Origin of the sequence: Streptomyces sp. HB132 (assembly GCF_016909575.1) — a bacterium.
Lineage (GTDB): Bacteria > Actinomycetota > Actinomycetes > Streptomycetales > Streptomycetaceae > Streptomyces.
In genome coordinates this window covers 616,314-632,446 of the sequence record NZ_JAFBGA010000001.1, presented here as the reverse complement: position 1 = coordinate 632,446, position 16,133 = coordinate 616,314, and the positions used below count along the sequence as shown (strand labels likewise).

Genomic DNA, 16,133 nt, shown 5'->3' with positions numbered 1-16,133 from the left:
CACGACCGGGGGTCTTCGCCGCCGGATCCGGCACACCCCCCGCCACCTCCCGTACCCTCGACCCCATGTCGCTCTACGCCGCGTACGCCGGCAACCTCGACGCGCGGCTGATGACGCGCCGCGCACCGCACTCCCCGCTGCGCAGCACGGGCTGGCTCAACGGCTGGCGGCTGACGTTCGGCGGGGAGCAGATGGGCTGGGAGGGCGCACTCGCCACGGTGGTGGAGGCCCCGCGTTCGCAGGTCTTCGTGGCGCTGTACGACCTGGCCCCGATGGACGAGGACTCCATGGACCGCTGGGAGGGTGTCGGCCTCGACATCTACCGGCGGATGCGGGTGCGCGTGCACACCCTGGACGGCGAGGAGCCGGCCTGGATGTACGTCCTCAACGGTTACGAGGGCGGACTGCCCTCGGCACGCTATCTGGGTGAGGTGGCGGACGCCGCCGAGTCCGCGGGCGCACCGCACGACTACGTGATGAACCTCCGCAAGCACCCCTGCTGACCCCGGTCCCGACCCGCTTCTGTACGAACGTACGAAGACGATCGGCCACTCTCTGCGCAGACACATCTACGCGCGTAGGGAATCAGCGGTTACCCTCATCCGCGTGAACGCATCTGTTATTCCGGACCACATCCAGGGCGACCCCCTCGCCGCCGCCGCCGACGCCGCTGCCCGCCTGCGCGAGCTGACCGGCGTCGAGACCCACGACGTCGCCCTCGTGATGGGCTCCGGGTGGGCCCCCGCCGGCGATGCGCTCGGCATCCCGGAGGCCGAGTTCCCGGTCACCGCGCTGCCGGGGTTCCCGGCCCCCGCGGTGGAGGGGCACGGCGGCACGATCCGCTCGTACGGCATCGGCGGGAAGCGCGTCCTGGTCTTCCTGGGCCGCACGCACCACTACGAGGGCCGCGGCGTCGCCGCCGTCGCCCACGGTGTGCGCACGGCCGTCGCGGCGGGCTGCGGGACCGTCGTCCTGACCAACGGCTGCGGCGGGCTGCGCAAGGGCATGCGCCCCGGCCAGCCGGTCCTCATCAGCGACCACATCAACCTCACGGCGGTGTCGCCGATCATCGGCGCCAACTTCGTCGACCTGACCGACCTGTACTCGCCACGACTGCGCGCGCTGTGCAAGGAGATCGACGAGACGCTCGAAGAGGGCGTCTACGTGCAGTTCCCCGGCCCGCACTACGAGACTCCGGCCGAGATCAACATGGTCCGCGTCATGGGCGGCGACCTGGTCGGCATGTCCACGGTCCTGGAGGCCATCGCGGCGCGCGAGGCGGGCGCGGAGGTGCTGGGCATCTCCCTGGTCACGAACCTCGCCGCCGGCCTGAGCGGCGAACCCCTCAACCACGAGGAGGTCCTGCAGGCCGGCCGCGACTCGGCGACCCGCATGGGCGCGCTGCTGGCGCGGGTGCTGGACCGGATCTGAGCCGGTTCACCCACCTCCCGCCGACGCGCTCGGGGCGTCGGCCGCGCGCATGCGGCCCCGCCGGCGTCCGAGGCGCGGGGGTCCGGGGCGGAGCCCCGGTTTCGGGAAGGGGCGGGTGGGGAACAGCCCCGCGCAGCCACCCCGCCCCCGCACCACGCAATCCCCGCCCCCCACACAACCGCACCGCAGAAAGGCGGACACCGTGCAGCAGGACGACCTCATCACGCGGGCCAGGACCTGGCTCGCCGAGGACCCGGACCCCGAGACCCGCGCGGAGCTCGCCGGACTCATCGACGCCGGGGACCTCGCCGCGCTGGAGGACCGTTTCGCCGGCACGCTGCAGTTCGGCACGGCGGGCCTGCGCGGTGAGATCGGTGCCGGGCCGATGCGCATGAACCGCTCCGTCGTGATCCGCGCCGCCGCCGGGCTGGCCGCGTACCTTAAGGCACGGGGCAGCGCGGACGGGCTCGTCGTCATCGGCTACGACGCGCGCTACAAGTCGGCCGACTTCGCCCGCGACACCGCCGCGGTGATGACCGGAGCCGGCCTGCGCGCGGCCGTACTCCCCCGCCCGCTGCCCACGCCCGTCCTCGCGTACGCCGTACGGCACCTCGGGGCGGTCGCCGGCGTGGAGGTCACGGCCAGCCACAACCCGCCGCGTGACAACGGCTACAAGGTCTACCTCGGCGACGGCTCGCAGATCGTCTCCCCCGCCGACGTGGAGATCGCCGCCGGGATCGCGGCGGTCGGCCCGCTCGACGGCGTACCCCGCCCCGAGTCGGGCTGGGAGATCCTCGGCGACGAGGTCCTGAACGCCTACCTCGCCCGTACGGACGCCGTCCTCGACCCGGCCTCACCCCGTACCGCGCGCACCGTCCACACCGCCATGCACGGTGTCGGCACGTCCGTACTGACGGCCGCCTTCGCCCGGGCGGGCTTCCCCGAGCCCGTACTGGTGGCCGAACAGGCGGAGCCGGACCCGGCGTTCCCCACCGTCGCCTTCCCCAACCCGGAGGAGCCCGGGGCCATGGACCTCGCGTTCGCGACCGCGCGCCGGGCCGCGCCGGACCTCGTCATCGCTAACGACCCGGACGCCGACCGCTGCGCCGTCGCCGTGCCCGACCCCTCGGCCGGGGGCGGCTGGCGGATGCTGAGCGGCGACGAGGTCGGCGCACTGCTCGCCGCCCATCTGGTGGACCGGGGCGTGACGGGCGTGTTCGCCGAGTCGATCGTGTCCTCGTCGCTGCTGGGCCGCATCGCCGAGAAGGCGGGCCTCGGCTACGAGGAGACGCTGACGGGCTTCAAGTGGATCGCCCGCGTCGACGGCCTGCGGTACGGCTACGAGGAGGCGCTGGGCTACTGCGTGGACCCGGAAGGCGTCCGCGACAAGGACGGCATCACGGCCGCCCTGCTGATCGCCGAACTCGCCTCCGTGCTCAAGGAGAAGAACCGCACCCTGCTGGACCTGCTCGACGACCTCGCGCTGGACCACGGTCTGCACGCCACGGCCCAGCTGTCGGTCCGGGTGGAGGATCTGACGGTCATCGCCGACGCCATGCGGCGCCTGCGCGAGACTCCCCCGACGACCCTGGCGGGCCTTCCGGTCACCTCGGCCGAGGACCTGTCCCGGGGCACGGAGTCCCTGCCCCCCACAGACGGCCTGCGCTACCACCTGACGGGCGCCCGGGTCATCGTCCGCCCGAGCGGCACCGAGCCGAAGCTCAAGTGCTACCTGGAGGCCGTGGTCCCGGTCGGTTCGGCGGAGGAACTGCCCGGGGCCCGGGCGAAGGGCGCGGAACTCCTGGCGGGCATCAAGCGCGACCTGGCGGCGGCAGCGGGGATCTGACGCCGCGTGCCGGTGCGGCGAGGGTGCCACGACGGCGGAGGCAGACGAACGCACCCCGGTGCGGCGGGAGTTCGCACCGGCTGCCGGCCCACGGGTGACGATGAGCGTCGCCACCCGCTCGACCGGGGCGTGCGGCGGGTCGAGTGAGGCGGGACAGGGCTCCTGTGTTGTCGGGTCGGGACGTCGAACGGCTCCCTCGACGTCCCGACCCGACCGGCACGCCCGCCCTTTCCGGCACGCGCACCCCTGCCGCGCACGCCCGAAGACGAGTGCCCGCGGGAACAACCGAGGCGCACTTCGCCTCACGACCAGACGAGTCGCCCTTCGGCGATCTCACAGACCGGATGGTTTCCATCGGCGATCTTCGTCAGCGTCTCCGCCACGGAGTCGAAATAGTGAGCCAGTGATTCGTACTCACCCGTGATCGTGATGTCACCCACGAACCACCTGCCGATGCGCCCGTCCCGCATGTCGATGAACTTTCCCGACCAGCCGTCCTGGTCCGACAGGAACGGGATCCACTCATTGCGCCAGAACGGATTGTCCGGCTGATCCGGAGGGTCGAATCCACCGGGCATGGAACGGTTGGCGTACAGCTTCTCCACCGCCCGTACGCCCAGGAAGAAGCTGCCCTCATCCGGGAACCCGGCGAAGCCGCAACACGCCACATCGTCGTCCACATCCTCCTCGGGGAGATCCAGGCTGTTCCGCAGCAGCCATGCCCGCAGGTCCTGGGGGAGGGGGATGCCCATCCGTTCCTCGGCGGCCGCGAGCATCTGTTCCGTAGCGGGCCCAGGCAGATCCGCGTGCTCGGCCGGGGCGTGCTGCCGAAGAAGATCCATCACGCGGGACCAGCTCTCCACCACACTCATTCCCCCTGCCCTCCCTGGCCGGATGCCCCGTACGAGCGCGCCGTCACGGGAGCGACCGTTCGAAGCGTCGATACCGGACGCCGGGATCCCGAAGTGTGGGTGCACAAGAGTCACGTCGCGGGGCGCCGACCGGAAAACCTCGCCGAGATGCTACTCCGAGCGGGCCCCTGCCCCACGACCACCTGGCACCTCACGGCCCGAAGTCCGGGGCCGGCCGCTCGGCAGAGTGACCGCCCACTCACTCCGCACGGACGCGGCCGCCGGACGGCGCGCGGAAGGGCGAGTTCGACTCCGCCGGCTCATCCACGCCGGGGAGCCGGCTGCGTCCAGGACTCGGCGGACCGATGCCCAGGGGGACACAACGGTGCGTTGCGCTCAGTCCAACAGCACCCAGCGGACGACGGCCACCAGTGTCATGACCGCCGGCGGGACGAACCACCAGGGCGCCATCACGCGGCGCACCGAGGACGCGGTGGTGATCAGCAGGGCGGCGGCGCTGAGCACGACGGTCAGCAGGCAGGCCAGTTCGATACCCATCAGGGCGCCTTCGTCCCAGGGGCCCGCAGGACGGATCGTCAACGCCCCGTAGCAGCAGTACCCCGCCAGCAGGTGCAGGATCACCAGTGGTACGCCCAGAACGAGGCGCAGGCAGCCCCTGTCGTCCGGCACGGCCCCCGCCGTCCCCCCGCCCGGCCGGTCCATCAGCGGATCGCGAGCAGCACCACGAGCAGCACCGCGCCGGCGGCGGCCGGGGCGATCAGTTCGTAGGCCCAGCGCACCGACGCGGTGGTCGTGGCGGTGGCCTTCTCGGGGCCGGCGGCTGCGTGCTCCGCGAGTTCGCGGAGGTCACCCACGGTCTGGTCCGCCGAGGCCATACGGGCCTGGGAGTCACTGACGTCGGTGTGCACGGACGTCCGGCCGCGCGGGTCGCCGGGGGCCGGACGGCCTGCCGTCCTGGCCGCGCGCTTGCGCTCGCGCAGCGAGACGGGGACAGCCCACAGCTGGTACTTCGTGCCGCTGTGGGTGTGGATCTCGGTCGAGTACTTGGCACGCACGGCCGCGACGTCCGACCAGGGCAGCACGATCGTGCGGAGCGGGTTGCGGATCCGGATCCGCTCCGCGTCGGCGAACACGGCGGGCCGCAGCGTGAACGCCACGATCAGCGGGATCGCCGTCAGCATCACGGCGAGAGCCAGCCACGGCGTCCACCCCGAGCCCCGGACAACCGCGTCGACGCCGAGCCAGACCAGCAGCAGGAGCAGCAGTGCGCCACTGACCAGCCCGGCGCCCGACCGGTAGGTCCGGTCGGCGTAGGTGGGCTCGGAGGGAGGTGTGGGGCTCGTCATGGTCCTGATTCTGCCTGAAGCGGCACAGGGGGTGCGGGCCCGGCCTCGCCGGGGTGCGGAAGGCCCGAAAAGGGGGAGGGCCCTGTACAGGTCGCTACGCGCGTAGATATGCTCAGGTGGTGACCATGCCCACGACTGCACCTTCCCCCGAGCTCTCAGCTGCGGAGCAGGGCGGGACGACCCCCATCGCCGACGTGACGGCGTCCGACAGTTCGCTGCGCCGCTTCCTGCACGGGCTGCCCGGCGTCGACGCCGTCGGTCTCGAAGCGCGCGCCGCCTCCCTCGGCACCCGATCGATCAAGACGACTGCCAAGGCGTACGCCATCGATCTCGCCATCTCGATGATCGACCTGACGACGCTGGAAGGCGCGGACACCCCGGGCAAGGTCCGGGCTCTGGCCGCCAAGGCGGTCAACCCCGACCCGACCGACCGCACCAGCCCGCGCACCGCCGCGGTCTGCGTCTACCCCGACATGGCGGCCACCGCCGTCGCCGCACTGGCCGGTTCCGGGGTGAAGGTGGCGTCCGTCGCGACGGCCTTCCCCGCCGGACGCGCCGCGCTGGACGTCAAGCTCGCGGACGTCCGTGACGCCGTGGCGGCCGGGGCCGACGAGATCGACATGGTGATCGACCGCGGGGCCTTCCTCTCCGGCCGCTATCTCAAGGTGTACGAGGAGATCGTCGCCGTGAAGGCCGAGTGCGGCTCCGCACGGCTCAAGGTGATCTTCGAGACCGGCGAGCTGTCCACGTACGACAACATCCGGCGGGCCTCCTGGCTCGGGATGCTGGCCGGCGCGGACTTCATCAAGACCTCGACCGGCAAGGTCGGCACGAACGCGACGCCCGCGAACACCCTGCTGATGCTGGAGGCCGTACGCGACTTCCGGGAGCAGACCGGTGTGCAGATCGGCGTGAAGCCCGCCGGCGGCATCCGCACCTCCAAGGACGCGGTCAAGTTCCTCGTGCTGGTGAACGAGACGGCGGGCGAGGACTGGCTGGACAACCACTGGTTCCGCTTCGGCGCCTCCAGCCTGCTGAACGACCTGTTGATGCAGCGCCAGAAGCTCAGCACCGGCCGTTACTCCGGCCCCGATTACGTGACGGTGGACTGATCCCCATGGCATCTGCATTCGACTACGCACCGGCTCCGGAGTCCCGCTCCGTCGTCGACATCGCGCCCTCGTACGGCCTGTTCATCGACGGCGAGTTCACCGAGGCCGCCGACGGCAAGGTCTTCAAGACGGTGAGCCCCTCGACCGAGGAGGTGCTCTCCGAGGTCGCGCGCGCGGGCACCGAGGACGTGGACCGGGCCGTGAAGGCGGCCCGTAGGGCGTTCGAGAAGTGGTCGGCGCTGCCCGGCTCCGAGCGCGCCAAGTACCTCTTCCGGATCGCCAGGATCATCCAGGAGCGCTCGCGCGAGCTGGCCGTCCTGGAGACCCTGGACAACGGTAAGCCGATCAGGGAGACCCGCGACGCGGACCTCCCGCTGGTCGCCGCGCACTTCTTCTACTACGCGGGCTGGGCGGACAAGCTGGACCACGCGGGGTACGGGGCGAATCCGCGTCCGCTGGGTGTCGCGGGCCAGATCATCCCGTGGAACTTCCCGCTGCTGATGCTGGCCTGGAAGATCGCCCCCGCGCTCGCCACCGGTAACACCGTGGTCCTGAAGCCGGCGGAGACGACTCCGCTGTCCGCCCTGTTCTTCGCCGACGTCTGCCGCCAGGCCGGCCTGCCCAGGGGCGTCGTCAACATCCTGACCGGGTACGGCGACGCGGGCGAGGCGCTCGTCTCGCACCCCGACGTGAACAAGGTCGCCTTCACCGGCTCCACCGCAGTCGGCAAGGCCATCGCCCGGCAGATCGCCGGTACGGACAAGAAGGCCACGCTCGAACTGGGCGGCAAGGGCGCCAACATCGTCTTCGACGACGCGCCGGTCGACCAGGCCGTCGAGGGCATCGTCACCGGGATCTTCTTCAACCAGGGCCAGGTCTGCTGCGCGGGCTCCCGGCTCCTCGTACAGGAGTCCGTCCACGACGAGGTGCTGCACGCGCTCAAGCGCAGGCTGTCCACACTGCGGCTCGGCGATCCGCTGGACAAGAACACCGACATCGGCGCGATCAACTCCGCGGAGCAGCTGGCCAGGATCAGCTCGCTCGTCGAGACCGGTGAGGCGGAGGGCGCCGAGCGGTGGTCCGCACCGTGTGAACTGCCGTCCTCCGGATACTGGTTCGCACCGACCCTCTTCACCGGTGTCACCCAGGCGCACACGGTCGCCCGCGACGAGATCTTCGGCCCGGTGCTGTCGGTGCTGACCTTCCGTACGCCGGACGAGGCCGTCGCCAAGGCCAACAACACCCAGTACGGCCTCTCGGCCGGCATCTGGACGGAGAAGGGCTCCCGCATCCTCGCGGTGGCGAACAGGCTCCGCGCCGGCGTGGTGTGGGCCAACACGTTCAACAAATTCGACCCGACCTCGCCGTTCGGCGGATACAAGGAGTCGGGCTTCGGCCGCGAGGGCGGCCGTCACGGTCTGGAGGCCTACCTCGATGTCTGACGGGCGACGACGCGTCTTCAAGACCTACAAGCTGTACGTCGGGGGCAAGTTCCCCCGCTCCGAGAGCGGCCGGGTGTACGAGGTGACCGACTCCAAGGGCAAGTGGCTGGGACACGCGCCGCAGTCCTCCCGCAAGGACGCACGTGACGCGGTCGTGGCCGCGCGCAAGGCGTTCGGCGGCTGGTCGGGAGCGACCGCGTACAACCGCGGCCAGATCCTGTACCGCGTCGCCGAGATGCTGGAGGGCCGCCGGGAGCAGTTCGCGCGCGAGGTGGCGGACGCCGAGGGGCTGTCGAAGTCCGAGGCGGCGGCGGTCGTCGACGCGGCGGTCGACCGCTGGGTCTGGTACGCGGGGTGGACGGACAAGATCGGCCAGGTCGTGGGCGGGGCGAACCCTGTCGCGGGGCCGTTCTTCAACCTGTCCACCCCGGAGCCGACGGGTGTCGTCGCGGTACTGGCCCCGCAGGAGTCCTCGTTCCTGGGCCTGGTGTCCGTGATCGCCCCGGTGATCGCCACGGGCAACACCGCGGTCGTCATCGCCTCGGCCGACGCCCCGCTGCCGGCGCTCTCCCTGGGCGAGGTGCTGGCCACGTCGGACCTGCCGGGCGGCGTGGTGAACATCCTGTCGGGGAAGACGGCCGAGCTGGCCGCGCCCCTGGCGTCGCACCAGGACGTCAACGCGATCGACCTCACGGGGGCCGACGCGGGCCTCGCGAAGGAACTGGAGGTCGCGGCGGCGGACAACCTGAAGCGCACCCTCCGTCCACAGGCTGTGGACACGGGCGACTGGTCCGCCGGCCCCGGCACCCGGCGCCTGACGGCTTTCCTGGAGACCAAGACGGTCTGGCACCCGACGGGCGCCCTGGGAGCCTCCGGCTCCTCGTACTGACGACTGACCACCGACACGCCGTGGGGCCGCCTGCCGGGCGGCCCCACACGCGTGCCCGGGGCGGGATCAGCCGGTGACCAGACCGGTCGCCTCTCCGACGACGGGCAGATCGCCGAGCGCGGCACCGCTGGTCAGCGGGTCGGTGACCACTGCGGTGGTCACGGGCTTGAAGTCGGCGACCTGGGTGCCCACCGCGTTGTCCAGGGGGTCCACACCCGTCCCGGCCAGCGGGTCGAGCTGGAGGTCGGTGACGGGCTTGACCGCCCCGGCGAGCCCGTAGCCGAGCGCGCTGGTCAGCGCGGGCGCCGCGGCTTCGCCGACCGCCCCCAGGGTGCTGTCCGCGGTGTCCGAGCCGGTCGCGGGCGGAGCCGGCAGCGGCGCGGCCTGGGCCGCCGTACCTCCCGCACCGAGGGCCGCGCCCAGCGCGGTGAGGGTCAGACCGGCGCGCAGCAGAGCGCTCTTCCGGGGCTTGGACAGTGCATGACGTGCCATGTTTTCCCACCTGATCGGGACGTGTCGGGTAATCATCCGTGCGCGCAGAGTAGTTGAGGTGTGATGCTCGATACCAACAGGACCTCCCGGGGGTCCCCTACGCGGGTCAATGCCTCACACTTCTGTTCTGTGAGTTCCCAACCGATCCCCACGCGCGTCGTGCTGCTCGCCGGTCCGTCCGGCTCCGGCAAGTCCTCCCTCGCGGCTCGCAGCGGTCTCCCGGTGCTGCGCCTGGACGACTTCTACAAGGAGAGAAACGATCCGACACTGCCTCTGGTCACCGGCAGCGCGGACATCGACTGGGACTCCGTCCTGTCCTGGGACGCGGACGGGGCTGTCGCGGCCATAGCGGAGCTGTGCCGGACGGGCCGTACGTCCGTCCCCCTGTACGACATCGCCACGAGCTCCCGGACCGGCCGCGAGTCGCTCGACATCGAACGCACGCCCCTCTTCATCGCCGAGGGCATCTTCGCCGCGGACATCGTGGAGCGCTGCCAGGAGCTGGGCCTGCTCGCGGACGCGCTGTGCCTGCGCGGCCGGCCGTCCACGACGTTCCGGCGCCGGCTGGCGAGGGACCTGCGGGAGGGCCGGAAGTCGGTGCCCTTCCTGCTCCGGCGCGGATGGCGGCTGATGCGGGCCGAGCGGGGCATCGTGGCCCGCCACACGGCGCTGGGCGCGTATCCCTGCGGCAAGCAGGAGGCGCTGGGCCGGCTGGCGGCCGCGGCGGCGGGGCGCTGCCGACGGGCGACGGTGGGGGCGCCGGTTCCGGAGTAGGAACGGGCGCCCCGCGCCCACTCAACCTGTGGTGGGGGCGGCGCAGTCGAAGGTCCTGACCGCGGACTGCACGAAGGATTCGAAGTACGCGTCCCGGGCCGGGAGCTCCGCGCCACGGTTACGTGACTCCATGAACTGCATCCCGGACCGGGACGCCACATAGAGGGATCCTCCCTCAGCACAGGGCAGCACCATCGCCTGCGCCTTGACCACGTCGGCCTCCCGGCCGTCCGGTGCCCTGCCCTTGCTCACGTCCGGTGCCTTCTGCACGGCGGCGATGAGCAGGGGGGCCCGCGAGGCCGTGTACGTCATGAAGCCGTCCGTCCGGACGGGCCCGCGCGAGTCGTCGTCCAGCGTCAGCTTGCAGGACCACAGGTCCGCGGGCGCCTTCTGACCCGCTTCGAGCACCTCGGTGCCCCTCGGCACCTGGCTCCTGACCGAGAAGCCGTCAAGGCCGCACACCTGCCCCTCCGAAACCGGGCGGGCCGCCTCGGAGCGCGGTTCCAGGAGCGTTCCGGGCTTCTCAGGGAAGTCGCCGCACTTCGCCCCGGCCGCGACGGCTCGTGCGGTGTCGGTGGTCAGCGTGGCGAACGCCGTGCGGTCGGAAACCGGCCTGGTGGAGCTGACTCTGACGATCACGGGCTGGGTGTCCCAGCACTCCTCGGGCAACAGGGCCCACCCCGTGTAACCGTCGACCCCGCCGGTCGCCTTTCCGGCGAAGAACGACGTCTCCGACAGCTCCGGGGACCGGTCCACATCGAGGAGCCTGTCGCCTTGCTCCGCCCAGACCCGGACCGTCAGCTCCCCCTCCCCCGAGCCGAGCACGACGGACGACTTCCCGACCCGGCACACCGTATCCGTCAGGTCCTCGTCGAGACCGGCCCCTTCGGCGTCGAGACGGCCGGACTCCGGAAGCACCGCGTCCGCCTGCTCCGCGGAGACCAGTCCCCCGCAGAGCCGGTCCTCCGTCAGCACGTTGGTGTTGCGCCAGGCGTGCAGCAGCCCCGCGACCACCACGACCGACACGGCCACGACGGCCCAGACCTTCCACGCCGGCCTCGTACGGCCCGCTGCTGTGCTCACTTGCTCACGTCCTGGTTCGCAGGGCCGAATACGCTTCTTCACGGCCGGTGATGTAACTCTGCTTCGCCTCGCCGCGCACCGGCGCTCAGGCTCGTCGTGTCGAAGGCGACCCTCCCACCGTCCGACACCTTCATGCCAGCCTTCAGGGCATCGGTCCGCAGCGTCTACAGTTTGCCCTTGAGCTCCGTGAACTGGGTGTGCGCGTCCCGCAGCAGCGAGGCGATCCCCCTGGCCTGGGTCTGGGCCGCCTGTGCTCGTTGAGCGTGACGCGGAACTGCGCGTTGGCGGCGTCCGCGCTCCGGCCGATCCAGGTCGGCTGCGACGTGATGCCCTGGACCTCTTTCTCGTATGTCCTTCTCACGCTTGTTGAACTCGCCCGCCATGCCGGTCCACTTGTCAGCGGCGGTGGTCAGAGCGGCCAGGTCCGTGGTCTTGATCTCGTGATAGGTGGGCAGCCCTTACGCCCGTTGTGCGGCATGTCTGATGAACGCGCCGAGTCGGTGCTCTCCGCCCCGCAACGGTCAGTAGCCGTCGATCGAGGAGGGCGGGCGGAGCTGCTGCCCGGGGACCTGGGCCGGGGCGTTCGGCCCCTGTCCGGGTACGAAGGGGCCGTACTCGGGCGGTGGGGAACTCGTTGAGCTGCATCGGGGCCGAAGCACCGCCCTCCGCGGACGTCGTTGCCCGATCGCCTGATCGACTGCTCACTCGCCCCCCCATGAGTACGCCCACAGTTGACGTGATCCGCTCCGGCCGACAAGTGTCTTTTCCGCCACGCCCAATGGCCGGCAGGACATACCTGCACAGCAAACGGAACGTGCCCGCACGGCGAACGGGGCCGTGCGGGACCCCCCGGCCCGCACGACCCCGCTGTGTTCCCCCCGTGGCCCGCGCCTCCCCCGAAGCGATGGACCCTGTCCCCCGTTGTTCCCCCGAGTCCCCTCGGCCCCCGTTTCTCCCGCTCCCCCGTTACTTCCCCCGCTGCCCTCGCCTCCCCCGAGACGAAGGGCCCAGCCTCAGGCCACCAGCTCGCCGAAGGACTCCTCCTCGTCACGGCCGAAGCTGAGGACCTCGTCCTCACGCAGCCGACGGAGCGACCGCCAGATGCTCGACTTCACCGTGCCGACACTGATGTCGAGGATGGACGCGATCTCCGGGTCCGTGCGGCCCTCGTAGTAGCGGAGCACCAGCATCGTGCGCTGGGGTTCCGGCAGCCGCGCGAGCGCCTGCCAGAGCACCGCCCGCAGTTCGGTACCCCGCATCGCGTCCGTGTCGCCGACCGTCTCCGGCAGCTCCTCGGTCGGGTATTCGTTGAGCTTGCGCCTGCGCCACGCGCTGATGTGCAGGTTGGTCATGGTGCGGCGGAGGTATCCGCCGACAGCGGCCTTGTCGCTGATCCTGTCCCACGCCCGGTACGTCGAGAAGAGGGCGCTCTGCAGCAGGTCCTCGGCCTCGAAGCGGTCGCCGGTCAGGTGGTAGGCGGTCGCGTACAGGGAGGCGCGGCGCTCCTGGACGTAGGCCGTGAACGCCGTTTCGGCGTCCTCGGCCTGCGCCGGGATCGTGCGCGCCCCCGTGGCCTCCCTGTACGCGTCTCCCCCGTTGCCCCCCGTGGTCGCGTCAGCCATCGTCAGGTACGACGAGTGCTGACGCCCGGCGCCGCGAACACACCCCCGCGCTCCGGCGCCGGACTTCTCCGTGCTCCGCCCGATGTCGTGGAGGCGAGTGACAACTGCGCTTGAGGTGGTGCTGTGCAGTGCGTTCATGTGGCGCCCCCCATCGGTGGAGTCCGGTCGTTCCGTGTGCCATTGAGCTTGCCGGGGCAGTTTCATGGCCCTGTCCCCCGACTGTCACAGGGCTGTCACAGGGCATGTCGGCGGACCGGCCTGGCGGATCGGGCCGGAGGGCCCGAGGACCGGCCGGGCGGATCAAGTCGGGGGGATTGTCGAAACGTGGCACCACCATGGGCCAGAATGACCCCTGTGCCTTTCCTGTTGCTGATCGAGGACGATGACGCCATCCGCACGGCCCTCGAACTCTCGCTGTCACGCCAGGGCCACCGTGTGGCCACCGCGGCGACGGGAGAGGACGGTCTGGAGCTGCTCAGGGAGCAGCGGCCGGACCTGGTTGTGCTGGATGTGATGCTGCCCGGGATCGACGGTTTCGAGGTGTGCCGGCGTATCCGGCGTACCGACCAGCTGCCGATCATTCTGCTGACCGCGCGCAGCGACGACATCGACGTCGTGGTGGGACTGGAGTCCGGCGCGGACGACTACGTGGTGAAACCCGTGCAGGGCCGGGTTCTCGATGCCCGCATCCGCGCGGTCCTGCGCCGCGGGGAGAGGGAGTCCACCGACTCGGCGACGTTCGGGACCGTCGTCATCGACCGTTCGGCGATGACCGTCACGAAGAACGGGGAGGACCTGCAGCTCACGCCGACCGAGCTGCGGCTCCTGCTCGAACTGAGCCGGCGCCCCGGACAGGCCCTGTCACGGCAGCAGTTGCTGCGCCTCGTGTGGGAGCACGACTACCTGGGTGACTCACGGCTGGTGGACGCCTGCGTGCAGCGGCTGCGGGCGAAGGTGGAGGACGTGCCGTCCTCGCCGACCCTGATCCGTACCGTGCGCGGTGTGGGCTACCGGCTGGACTCGCCTCAGTGAGCGATTCCGCGAAGCGTTCCATACTCGCGGGTCTTCGCTGGACCAGCCTGCGGCTGCGGCTGCTGATCGTGTTCGCGCTGGTCGCGCTGACGGCCGCGGTGTCCGCGTCGGGCATCGCTTACTGGCTCAACCGTGAGGCCGTCCTGACCCGCACGCAGGACACGGCGCTCGGCGACTTCCGTCGCCAGATGCAGAACCGGGCGGCCTCGCTGCCGCTGCACCCGACGGCGGTCGAGCTGCGGGACGCCGCCGAGCAGATGGCCAGCAGCGGCCCGGGCTACCACGTGCTGCTGATCGGCACCCACGAGGGCAAGCCCGTCACGGGCTCCTCCGACCTCGACTCCTTCACCAAGGCCGACGTGCCCGCCTCGCTGCAGAAACAGGTGAACAAGAAGCAACCGCTGACGTCGGCGAACACGTTCGAGTACCACCTGTTCTGGCAGCGTACGACGCTGGACAACACCCCGTACCTGGTGGCCGGCACGAAGATCATCGGCGGTGGTCCGGCCGGATACATGCTGCAGTCGCTCGACCAGGAGCGCGAGGACCTCAGCTCGCTGGCGTGGTCCCTGGGCATCGCCACCGCGCTGGCCCTCGTCGGCTCGGCCCTCCTCGCCCAGGCCTCGGCGACGACCGTGCTGCGGCCGGTGCAGCGGCTGGGCGACGCGGCCCGGAAGCTCGGCGAGGGCAAGCTCGACACCCGTCTCGTGGTGTCCGGCACCGATGAACTCGCCGATCTCTCCCATACGTTCAACAAGGCCGCGAGCTCCCTGGAGAAGAAGGTCGCGGACATGAGCGCGCGGGAGGAGTCGAGCCGCCGGTTCGTCGCCGACATGTCGCACGAGCTGCGCACCCCGCTGACCGCGATCACGGCGGTGGCCGAGGTCCTGGAGGACGAGGCGGACAGCCTCGATCCGATGATCGCGCCGGCCGTGCACCTGGTGGTGAGCGAGACCCGGCGGCTGAACGACCTGGTCGAGAACCTCATGGAGGTCACCCGCTTCGACGCCGGTACGGCCCGCCTCGTCCTGGACACGGTCGACGTCGCCGACCAGGTGACCGCCTGCATCGATGCCCGTGCCTGGCTGGACGCGGTCGATCTGGACGCGGAGCGCGGCATCATGGTGCGGCTGGATCCGCGCCGGCTCGACGTGATTCTCGCGAATCTGATCGGCAACGCCCTCAAGCACGGTGGATCACCGGTGCGGGTGTCCGTACGGACCGACGAGGACGAGCTGGTCATCGAGGTGCGGGACCACGGCCCGGGTATCCCCGAGGAGGTCCTGCCGCACGTGTTCGACCGCTTCTACAAGGCGAGTGCCTCCCGCCCGCGCTCCGATGGCAGCGGTCTCGGGCTGTCCATCGCGGTGGAGAACGCCCATATCCACGGCGGTGACATCACGGCCTCGAACCTTCCGGACGGCGAGGGCGCGGTGTTCGTGCTGCGGCTCCCCCGGGACGCGGAGAAGCTGACCGGCGAGCCGGACAGCGAAGACCCCGACCGGAACGAGAAGGGCGACGAGAAGTGACGCGCAGCGATCGGGCGTACGGCACCCCGCGCGGGGACCGGAGGCGCACCGGCAGGACCGTCGCCGCGCTGGCGGCCGTCGCGGCCTGTGCGGCGCTGGCCGCCGGCTGCGGCATCCGCAGCACCTCGGTGCCGGTGGACGCCGGTGCGGCGCCGTCGCGGATGCCGTGCCGGACGACGTCGGCACAGGCGACCGCGCCGCCGCCGGAGAGCGCCTCCGTGCGGATCTACCTGGTCTGCGCCTCACAGCTGGTGACGGTGGAGCGGACGGTCGGTGTCGACGAGTCGGGGCCGGATCCGCTCCTGATCGCCCAGGCGCTCCTGAGCGAGCTGCAACGCGCCCCGGACGCCGACGAGCGGAGGGCCGGTTTCTCCACCGACGTGCCCGCGGGCCTGCGGGTCGCCGAAGCCCGCGAAGGGGACCCGCAGGGCACCCTTCGCCTCAGTGAGCAGCCGGACGACCTCCCGGCGGAGGCACTCGCGCAGGTCGTGTGTTCGTACGCGGAGAGCGAGTCGCTCGGGTCCGGGGGATCGGTACTGCTCGGCGGGCCGGGGAACTACACCCCGCGGGGCTACCTCTGTACGTCGGAGACGAAGACCCGGCTCGGCGAGGTGCCCACACTGGGTGCGGTCAAGCTGTCCTGAGGCCCGTGCCGCTCGTCAC

At 71.2% G+C, this 16,133-nt stretch carries 16 protein-coding genes and 1 pseudogene; 10 read left to right on the top strand and 7 right to left on the bottom strand.

What is annotated here, in order from left to right; translation table 11 throughout:
• Positions 1–65: 65 nt before the first annotated feature.
• From JOC24_RS03115 to JOC24_RS03105, 3 genes are all read left to right on the top strand, one after another.
• The gene (locus tag JOC24_RS03115; RefSeq protein WP_031096722.1) at positions 66–503 is read left to right on the top strand and encodes a gamma-glutamylcyclotransferase; all 438 of its coding nucleotides are present in this window, start codon (positions 66–68) and stop codon (positions 501–503) included.
• Between the two features lie 103 nt (positions 504–606).
• A complete protein-coding gene (locus tag JOC24_RS03110) occupies positions 607–1,431 on the top strand; it encodes a purine-nucleoside phosphorylase (protein ID WP_205018509.1) in 825 nt (274 codons plus the stop codon).
• Between the two features lie 202 nt (positions 1,432–1,633).
• The gene (locus JOC24_RS03105; protein ID WP_205018508.1) at positions 1,634–3,277 is read left to right on the top strand and encodes a phospho-sugar mutase; all 1,644 of its coding nucleotides are present in this window, start codon (positions 1,634–1,636) and stop codon (positions 3,275–3,277) included.
• Positions 3,278–3,579: 302 nt separating this feature from the next.
• On the opposite strand, the gene JOC24_RS03100 is transcribed toward JOC24_RS03105, so the two are convergent.
• From JOC24_RS03100 to JOC24_RS03090, 3 genes are all read right to left on the bottom strand, one after another.
• Positions 3,580–4,149 carry an SMI1/KNR4 family protein gene (locus JOC24_RS03100; protein ID WP_205018507.1) on the bottom strand — a complete coding sequence of 190 codons (570 nt, stop codon included), beginning with the start codon at positions 4,147–4,149 and terminating at the stop codon, positions 3,580–3,582.
• A 375-nt stretch (positions 4,150–4,524) separates the two neighbouring features.
• Positions 4,525–4,818 (bottom strand): hypothetical protein, encoded by a 294-nt coding sequence (locus JOC24_RS03095; RefSeq protein WP_307792618.1) that lies wholly within the window; start codon positions 4,816–4,818, stop codon positions 4,525–4,527.
• A gap of 32 nt (positions 4,819–4,850) precedes the next feature.
• Entirely contained in the window at positions 4,851–5,495 is a 645-nt protein-coding gene (locus JOC24_RS03090) for a PH domain-containing protein (RefSeq protein ID WP_205018505.1), read from the bottom strand.
• Between the two features lie 125 nt (positions 5,496–5,620).
• On the opposite strand from JOC24_RS03090, the gene deoC reads away from it, so the two are divergent.
• Genes deoC through JOC24_RS03075 form a run of 3 tightly spaced genes read left to right on the top strand, consistent with a single transcriptional unit; the run spans position 5,621 to position 8,938 of the window.
• Positions 5,621–6,607 (top strand): deoxyribose-phosphate aldolase, encoded by a 987-nt coding sequence (gene deoC, locus JOC24_RS03085; protein WP_239579387.1) that lies wholly within the window; start codon positions 5,621–5,623, stop codon positions 6,605–6,607.
• Between the two features lie 5 nt (positions 6,608–6,612).
• Positions 6,613–8,049, top strand: a complete 1,437-nt coding sequence (locus JOC24_RS03080) for an aldehyde dehydrogenase family protein (protein ID WP_205018504.1) — start codon at positions 6,613–6,615, stop codon at positions 8,047–8,049.
• Positions 8,042–8,938 (top strand): aldehyde dehydrogenase family protein, encoded by an 897-nt coding sequence (locus JOC24_RS03075; RefSeq protein ID WP_205018503.1) that lies wholly within the window; start codon positions 8,042–8,044, stop codon positions 8,936–8,938. The genes JOC24_RS03080 and JOC24_RS03075 overlap by 8 nt, the downstream gene beginning before the upstream one ends.
• Before the next feature lie 66 nt (positions 8,939–9,004).
• Here the strand turns inward: JOC24_RS03075 and JOC24_RS03070 are convergent, their stop codons facing one another.
• Positions 9,005–9,430 carry a hypothetical protein gene (locus tag JOC24_RS03070; protein ID WP_205018502.1) on the bottom strand — a complete coding sequence of 142 codons (426 nt, stop codon included), beginning with the start codon at positions 9,428–9,430 and terminating at the stop codon, positions 9,005–9,007.
• A 63-nt stretch (positions 9,431–9,493) separates the two neighbouring features.
• Between JOC24_RS03070 and JOC24_RS03065 the strand changes: the two genes are divergently transcribed.
• A complete protein-coding gene (locus tag JOC24_RS03065; protein ID WP_205018501.1) occupies positions 9,494–10,204 on the top strand; it encodes a uridine kinase family protein in 711 nt (236 codons plus the stop codon).
• A gap of 21 nt (positions 10,205–10,225) precedes the next feature.
• Here JOC24_RS03065 and JOC24_RS03060 read toward each other — a convergent pair whose 3' ends face one another.
• From JOC24_RS03060 to JOC24_RS03055, 3 genes and pseudogenes are all read right to left on the bottom strand, one after another.
• The gene (locus JOC24_RS03060; RefSeq protein ID WP_307792617.1) at positions 10,226–11,287 is read right to left on the bottom strand and encodes a hypothetical protein; all 1,062 of its coding nucleotides are present in this window, start codon (positions 11,285–11,287) and stop codon (positions 10,226–10,228) included.
• A 41-nt stretch (positions 11,288–11,328) separates the two neighbouring features.
• Positions 11,329–11,742 (bottom strand): annotated as a pseudogene (locus JOC24_RS33025) (hypothetical protein); the annotation flags it as partial.
• A gap of 558 nt (positions 11,743–12,300) precedes the next feature.
• A complete protein-coding gene (locus JOC24_RS03055) occupies positions 12,301–13,047 on the bottom strand; it encodes a SigE family RNA polymerase sigma factor (RefSeq protein ID WP_205018500.1) in 747 nt (248 codons plus the stop codon).
• Positions 13,048–13,263: 216 nt separating this feature from the next.
• Here JOC24_RS03055 and afsQ1 point away from each other — a divergent pair, with 216 nt between their 5' ends.
• From afsQ1 to JOC24_RS03040, 3 genes are read left to right on the top strand one after another with little or no spacing between them, the layout of a single operon-like run.
• The gene (gene afsQ1, locus JOC24_RS03050; protein ID WP_205018753.1) at positions 13,264–13,941 is read left to right on the top strand and encodes a two-component system response regulator AfsQ1; all 678 of its coding nucleotides are present in this window, start codon (positions 13,264–13,266) and stop codon (positions 13,939–13,941) included.
• Positions 13,938–15,470 (top strand): sensor histidine kinase, encoded by a 1,533-nt coding sequence (locus tag JOC24_RS03045; protein ID WP_205018499.1) that lies wholly within the window; start codon positions 13,938–13,940, stop codon positions 15,468–15,470. The genes afsQ1 and JOC24_RS03045 overlap by 4 nt, the downstream gene beginning before the upstream one ends.
• A complete protein-coding gene (locus JOC24_RS03040; RefSeq protein WP_205018498.1) occupies positions 15,467–16,114 on the top strand; it encodes a hypothetical protein in 648 nt (215 codons plus the stop codon). The genes JOC24_RS03045 and JOC24_RS03040 overlap by 4 nt, the downstream gene beginning before the upstream one ends.
• Positions 16,115–16,133 lie beyond the last annotated feature (19 nt).